Annotated in this window: 4 protein-coding genes and 4 pseudogenes; 7 read left to right on the top strand and 1 reads right to left on the bottom strand. The window is 67.2% G+C overall.

The window, feature by feature from the left end; all coding sequences use genetic code 11:
- Nucleotides 1-135: 135 nt before the first annotated feature.
- On the top strand, nt 136-1125 hold the full coding sequence (locus tag ACJA3G_RS27305; RefSeq protein WP_406555698.1) for an aldo/keto reductase: 990 nt from the start codon (nt 136-138) through the stop codon (nt 1123-1125).
- A 116-nt stretch (nt 1126-1241) separates the two neighbouring features.
- On the opposite strand, the gene ACJA3G_RS27300 is transcribed toward ACJA3G_RS27305, so the two are convergent.
- Nucleotides 1242-1724 carry a MarR family winged helix-turn-helix transcriptional regulator gene (locus ACJA3G_RS27300; RefSeq protein ID WP_406555697.1) on the bottom strand — a complete coding sequence of 161 codons (483 nt, stop codon included), beginning with the start codon at nt 1722-1724 and terminating at the stop codon, nt 1242-1244.
- On the opposite strand from ACJA3G_RS27300, the pseudogene ACJA3G_RS27295 reads away from it, so the two are divergent.
- From ACJA3G_RS27295 to ACJA3G_RS27270, 6 genes and pseudogenes are all read left to right on the top strand, one after another.
- Nucleotides 1723-2016, top strand: a pseudogene (locus ACJA3G_RS27295) (transposase); the annotation flags it as partial. The gene ACJA3G_RS27300 and the pseudogene ACJA3G_RS27295 sit on opposite strands and share 2 nt — an antisense overlap.
- A gap of 112 nt (nt 2017-2128) precedes the next feature.
- Nucleotides 2129-3275: pseudogene (locus tag ACJA3G_RS27290) on the top strand (IS701 family transposase).
- A gap of 124 nt (nt 3276-3399) precedes the next feature.
- Nucleotides 3400-3566: pseudogene (locus tag ACJA3G_RS27285) on the top strand (IS5/IS1182 family transposase); the annotation flags it as partial.
- A 26-nt stretch (nt 3567-3592) separates the two neighbouring features.
- Nucleotides 3593-4720, top strand: coding sequence for a SpoIIE family protein phosphatase (locus ACJA3G_RS27280; protein WP_406555696.1), 1128 nt, complete (start codon nt 3593-3595; stop codon nt 4718-4720).
- 248 nt (nt 4721-4968) lie between these two features.
- A pseudogene (locus ACJA3G_RS27275) lies at nt 4969-5325 on the top strand (DUF2867 domain-containing protein); the annotation flags it as partial.
- Between the two features lie 106 nt (nt 5326-5431).
- Complete coding sequence (locus ACJA3G_RS27270; RefSeq protein ID WP_406555695.1) at nt 5432-5923, top strand: hypothetical protein; 492 nt, start codon at nt 5432-5434, stop codon at nt 5921-5923.
- The last annotated feature ends 317 nt before the right edge of the window (nt 5924-6240 follow it).

The raw sequence follows: 6240 nt of genomic DNA, 5'->3' as shown, positions 1-6240 counted from the left end.
GCCCGGCAGCCTGGCCGAGAGCCCACGTACGACTCCGCTACGAGGGCATCGGCCGCCTGCGCTCGCGCGCACCCGTCGCTCACTGATCGCAGGCGTCGGCGTGGGCGGCACTGGTTTCTCTCCGAGGAGTGAGTCATGCAGCACCGGACCCTGGGAAGCCAGGGCCTTGAGGTCTCGGCCATCGGCTACGGCGCGATGGGCCTGACGATGGCCTACGGCCCTACCGACGAGGCGGCCGGCGTCGCCACCCTCCGCCGCGCCCACGACCTGGGCGTCACCTTCTTCGACACCGCCGAGATGTACGGCTGGGGCACCGGATCCAACGAGCTCCTGGTCGGCAAGGCGGTCAGGGACTTCCGCGACGACGTGGTCCTGGCCACCAAATTCGGCGTCGACATGTCGGTGCCCGCGAAGCAGATCGGCGGCCCCCTCAACAGCCGGCCCGACAACATCCGCAAGGTCGCCTACAACAGCCTGCGCCACCTCGGCGTGGATCACATCGACGTCTTCTACCAGCACCGCGTCGACCCCGACGTGCCCATCGAGGAGGTCGCGGGCACGGTCAAGGAGCTGATCGACGCGGGCTGGGTGAAGTACTTCGGCCTCAGCGAGGCCGGGCCCGAGACGATCCGCAGAGCGCACGCCGTGCAACCGGTCTCCGTCCTGCAGACCGAGTACTCCCTGTTCGAACGGGACGTCGAGCAGCTCTTCCCCGTCCTGGACGAACTCGGCATCGGCTTCGTCGCCTACGCGCCCCTGGGCCGCGGGCTCATCACCGGCACCGCCAGACCCGCCGGCCAGTACGAAGGCAACGACATACGCAACGCCGACCCGCGCTGGCAGCCGGGCAACTTCGAGAAGAATGTCGAAGCCGTCGACCGGCTCGCCGCCCTCGCAGCGAGCAAAGATGCCACCGTCTCCCAGTTGGCCCTGGCCTGGCTCCTGACCCGGGGTGACCACATCGTGCCGATCCCCGGTACCCGCAGCCCGAAGCGCATCGAGGAAAACGCCAACGCCGCCGACCTCACCCTCACCGACGCCGACCTGAAAACCATTGACGAGATCCTGCCCCACGGCGGCTTCGGCGCCCGCTACACCGAGGGACACATACCCACCTGGATCTGATGATCCACCCTGGGACAGAAGTCACTCAGGCCGGTGTTATCGAGATCAGCGCAGGGCAGCGGGCGAGGCGGACGGCGTCGTGTGAGTGCGCTCGGATGTGTATGCGCTGAGCTCGTTCAGTCGCGGTCGGCTACCCGTTTCCTGGACCATGCGGCGTCGTCAGCTCCGTAACGAGCCAGGAGGCATGCGAACTGGATTCGCTCTTCCGGTGACCAGGCGGCGGTGATCTCTTCGAACGCTTTGCGCTGTTCGGCGGCGAAGCGGTTGCGTTCGGCCTCGCCGTGTTCGGTGAGTTCGAGTACGGTGCGGCGTCCGTCGGACTGGGACGCCGTCCGGCGCAGCAGACCGTCCGCGATACAGGCGGCTACGGTCCGGCTGGCCACCGGCTGGGCGACGCCCATCTCGGCGGCAAGGCCACCGACGGTCATCTCACCCGGCGCATCGGCGATCACGTTGAGTACGAGGTTGCGGGACAGGTCCTTGCGAAATGCCGGTGCGCGGCGGCGCAATTGGGACAGCGCAGGACCGATGTGATTCAAGGCCAGATCGCCGGAAGACTCCTCGGAGAAGAACGCGTTGCTCGTATGACCGAGTTCCATCACCAAAGCCTGGGCCGACAACGGCTACAAGACCAAAGCCGTCGAACACGCCGCCCACCACGGCATCGACCTCGAGATCGTCCAACGCAACCCCACCACCCCCAGCTTCCACGTCCAACCCCGCCGCTGGGTCATCGAACGCACCCTCGGCTGGCTCATGCACCACCGCCGCCTGGCACGCGACTACGAAACCCACCCCCACCGATCAGCCGCAGTGATCCAACTCGCCGCCATCAACCTCATGACCCGCCGCCTCACCCACGAAACCACCACCAACTGGCGCGACAGCTAGTAGTGCTTTGTTAGGCGGTCTTGTCGTGTCGGGGCTCTGGTAGTTCGCTGGCTGTATGAGGGCTGGGGAGCTTGCGGCGGTACGGATTCGTCTGGAGGAGTTCGCGTCCTAGGTGTTCGCGCCCTTGGTGCGGCGGGATCAGCGCGAGAAGGGTGCCTTGTATCTGCGGGGGCTGCTGCTGGACGGCCGCAGGAAGTCGATGCAGCCGATGGCGGAACGTCTCGGTGTCGATCATCAGCAGTTGCAGCAGTTCATGACGTCCTCGACCTGGCCGGTCGATCAGATGCAGTCCCGGCTGGCATGGCGGGCGGTGGCGTCGGTGCGGCCGCAGGTGTGGGCGGTGGACGACACCGGTTTCCCCAAGGACGGCCGTTGTTCGCCCGGGGTGGCCCGGCAGTACTCCGGCACTCTGGGCAAGGTCGGCAACTGCCAGATCGGTGTCAGCGTTCATGCCGCGTCCGATACCGCCTCGTGTCCGTTGTCCTGGCGGCTGTTCCTGCCCGCCGCCTGGGACGGGCCCGAGGCAGCGGCACGCCGGCGGGCCTACCGGATACCCGAAGCAGAAAACCACCGGCCCAAGTGGCAGCTCGCCCTGGACATGCTCGACGAACTCGCCGCCACCGGTCTGCGACCCGCTGTCCTGGTCGCGGACACCGGCTACGGCGCCAACGCCGGCTTCCGCCGCGGCCTGGAAGACCGCGGCCTGGCCTATGTCCTGCAGGCCAAGGGCAAGATGACCGCCCATGGCGAGGAAGCCGCACCCCACCAGCTACGGCGGTCTGGGACCTCGGCCGCTGCCCCGCTACCGCACCAGCCCGTGCTCCTTGCGCGAGCACGTCCTGACCGCGGGCCGCGACAGCGGCCGGACCGTGACCTGGCGCAAGGGCTCGAAGGCAGCGATGAGTTCACACTTCGTGTTCCTGCGGGAGAGGCTCGCCGGGCGCCGCCCCAAGCCCGCCGACGACGGAACGATCCCGTTGGTCTGGCTGATCGCCCAGTGGCCCGAGGGCGAGAGCGAGCCGGTGAAGTACTGGATCTCGAACCTGCCCGCCGGCATGCCCGCCAAAGACCTCGTCCGCCTGGCGAAAGCCCGCTGGCGGGTCGAGCACGACTACCGGGAACTGAAGACCGCCCTGGGCCTGGACCACTTCGAGGGCCGCTCGTTCACCGGCTGGCACCGCCACGTCACCCTCGTCACCGCCGCCCACCTGTTCCTGACCGAACAGCGCACCAGCCCAAAAGCCCCTGCCAGGGCCTGACCCTCTACCAGGCCCTGGACTTCCTCCAACACCTCATCGCCACCTGGACCGGTACCTGCCCCACCTGCCGACAACCCACCTGGCAGCCCTACGACACCACCTAACAAAGCACTACTAGGCCGGTGGCCCCTGGCTGACCACCGGAATCAAACGCAGGCCCCTGCGGGAACTTATTCCTACCGAGAAGACCGTCAACCGGGCTCTGGCCGCGGCACGGCACCGGTTCAGCGCGGCGTGGCCTGCCGGAAGTCCTGGCTGATCTTCCGCAGGTCCCGCTGCAGCGCAGCCTGATGGGATCCCCCGCCCCGCTCCCCGGCATGGACACCTCCAGCCGGTATTTTCCCGCCCGCCACGGCGCGGGTGTGGGCGGGGACTGGTTCGATCTGATCGCCCTGGGTGGCGGGCGGGTAGGCGTACTGATCGGCGATGTGATGGGGCGTGGTCTGGAAGCCGCCGCCGTGATGGGGCAGCTGCGTTCGGCTTCGCACGCCCTGGCCAAGACCGGCATGCCGCCCTGGCAGTTGATGCGCGCCCTGGACGCGGTCGTCAGCGAGCTGCCCGACCAACTCGTCACCTGCTGCTATCTGATCCTGGACCCGGACGAGGGGGTCCTGACCGTGTGTTCCGCCGGCCACCTTCCCGTGTTGCTGGCCGACCCCACCGGGACGGTCAGCAGGCTTCCGGTCCCTGTCAGCGTGCCCCTGGGAGTCGGTGAGGTACCGCATCAGGAGTCCCGGCTGAGAGTACCGCCGTCGGCGGTACTGGCCCTGTACACCGACGGTTTGGTGGAAACGCCGACCAGCGACATCGAAGAACAGATTGATGCCCTGGCGATGGTCCTGGAAAAGGCGGTCGCCGAGACGCCGTTCCTCGAAGAGACAGCCGACTCCGTTCTCGCCGCTCTGCTGCCCGACCCCCTGGACTACGCCGACGACGTGACGCTGCTCCTGGCCCGGGTTCCTCCGGCCCCCCTGACAGCTGTCTCCGCGCTGTTGCCGGCGAAGCCGGTGAGCGTGGGGGAGGGGCGCCGTTTCCTCCGCGGGACTCTGCGGGAGTGGGAGTGCGAGGACCTCACCGACACCGCCTGTCTCCTGGCCTCGGAACTGCTCACCAACGCGGTGCGACATGCCTGCGACCCGCTGCGGCTGAGGGTCCGCTGCACCCGGGACGAGCTCCACATCGAGGTGTGCGACGGCAGCCCGGTCCTTCCCCAGGCCAGGAGTGCGGGCCTGGAGGAGGAATCAGGCCGCGGTCTTGCCCTGCTGGACCAACTGGCCTCGGCGTGGGGCACCCTGCCGACACAGGAAGGCAAAGCGGTGTGGTTCTCGCTGCCCCTGCCCGGCGAAGGGAATGAGAACCCTGCGGCGGACGTGCCCCTGAATGGGCCCGAGGACGGGCCGCCCCTGGAGGACGGGTGGAGTCCGTTCCCCTATGAGCCTGTTTGAAGAATGAAGGGGCGTAGTGCGGCGTGCTGCGTCCTTCACGGTGGTGGAGAATGAGAGGTGTAGAGGGAGAAGCCGTCACGGGTAAGGGTTCTGATCATGGCTGATGTACAAGCCCGCAGACACGCACGTCCCGTTGCGGATAGCGCCGTGGCAAGTCTGGGCGGCTACGACCATGTTGATGCGGTTGCCGTGGACGTCCCGACCGGCACCACCGCCATCGAGTTCACCCGGATGGTCTTCACCGGACTCCTAAGTGGGTGCACAGACTGCTCACCCTGCGCGACATACTGATGGCGCCCTTCGGACTCCAGTCCCAGCAGCGTGTCCCGGTGCAGGACATCCGCATAGAGCCCGGCCTCAAGATGGGTCCCTTCTACCTGTTATCCGTGACCGAAGACGAGGTTTTGGGCGGAGACGACGACAAGCACTTGGACTTCCGTACCTCATTCGCGGTGCGCCCCTCCTCCTCCGGGGGAAGACAGGAAGGCGTCTGCACGACGGTCGTGCGGTTCCACCGCCCGGCCGGACGCCTGTACTTCAAGGCGATCCAGCCGTTGCACAACCTGATCGTTCCCCGCGTTGTCGCCGGTGCAGTCCGTGCCTGAAAGTCCCTTTTGGTGAGACTGCCGGCCACGGCGGCACGTGACTGCCGGTCTGCCAGCGGTGTCTGATCTACTGCCTGCCGAGGGATCGGAGACGGGGGAGAGAACGATGGGTGTGCTGACGGATTACTTCCGTGCGAGGGATGCCGCATCGGTGGTGCGGGCGCTGGAGCTGGCGGATGGTGGTTCTCCGCTCTTCACGGAGCCGCCGGCATTCGACGGAGTGGAAGCCAAGCATGTGGATCCCGCCGTGGTACTGGGACAGCTGATCGCTTCCATCCAGCAGGTCGAGTGGCGCGTGGACCTGGTGCAGGAGAGGACCGTATGGCCGACCTCTCCGGAACCCAGGCCGCACGGCCTGGACGAGGATGACCCGTGGGCGACGGGACCGTGGGTATCAGAGCTCCCCCCTCTGGTACGCGACATCCTGGCGGACGTAAGCGACTTGGAGATACCGACCGTAGCCAGCAGATGGGTACAGGCCGAGGAGCTGTACGGAGCACACCCGGAAGATATTCAGCCCCTGGTTGAGGACCTTGTCGTGCTTGCCAGGCGGGCCCGCAGCGCTGGTGAACGGCTCTACTGCTGGATGTCGCTGTGAGCATGTCGGGCCGGGTCTCCGCGTCATCTCACCCACGTGTGCCCGCGGCCCAACCGGCCCGTCGACCGGCACTGCACTGCGTTCCATTCGACCGGAGGTACTCGGAGGCAAGGCTTCCCCATAACCACATCGACGAGCGATCAGGCCGACAGTCACACGATCAAACTACTTTCGTTAGAACCAGTAGGTGGGATCTGCACGCAGGGGCGTCCAAAGGGATCACCCCCGCATGCGCGGGGACCACTCAGTAGGGCAGGGCGATGGCGCGGGAGGTTTCGGCTGGGTGCTGAAGTCGGGGGCTGGGGGCGGCTCCGGGT

It is taken from the genome of Streptomyces sp. YS-3 (genome assembly GCF_045257485.1).
Lineage (GTDB): Bacteria > Actinomycetota > Actinomycetes > Streptomycetales > Streptomycetaceae > Streptomyces.
Note: the sequence above shows the minus strand (reverse complement) of the source record. Positions and strands in the feature narration are given on the sequence as shown.

Bases quoted from the DNA above. Each gene is read 5' to 3' on its own strand.
- ACJA3G_RS27300 (WP_406555697.1), bottom strand. From the start codon at position 1,724: ATGGAACTCGGTCATACGAGCAACGCGTTCTTCTCCGAGGAGTCTTCC.
- ACJA3G_RS27270 (WP_406555695.1), top strand. From the start codon at position 5,432: ATGGGTGTGCTGACGGATTACTTCCGTGCGAGGGATGCCGCATCGGTG.
- ACJA3G_RS27305 (WP_406555698.1), top strand. From the start codon at position 136: ATGCAGCACCGGACCCTGGGAAGCCAGGGCCTTGAGGTCTCGGCCATC.
- ACJA3G_RS27280 (WP_406555696.1), top strand. From the start codon at position 3,593: ATGGACACCTCCAGCCGGTATTTTCCCGCCCGCCACGGCGCGGGTGTG.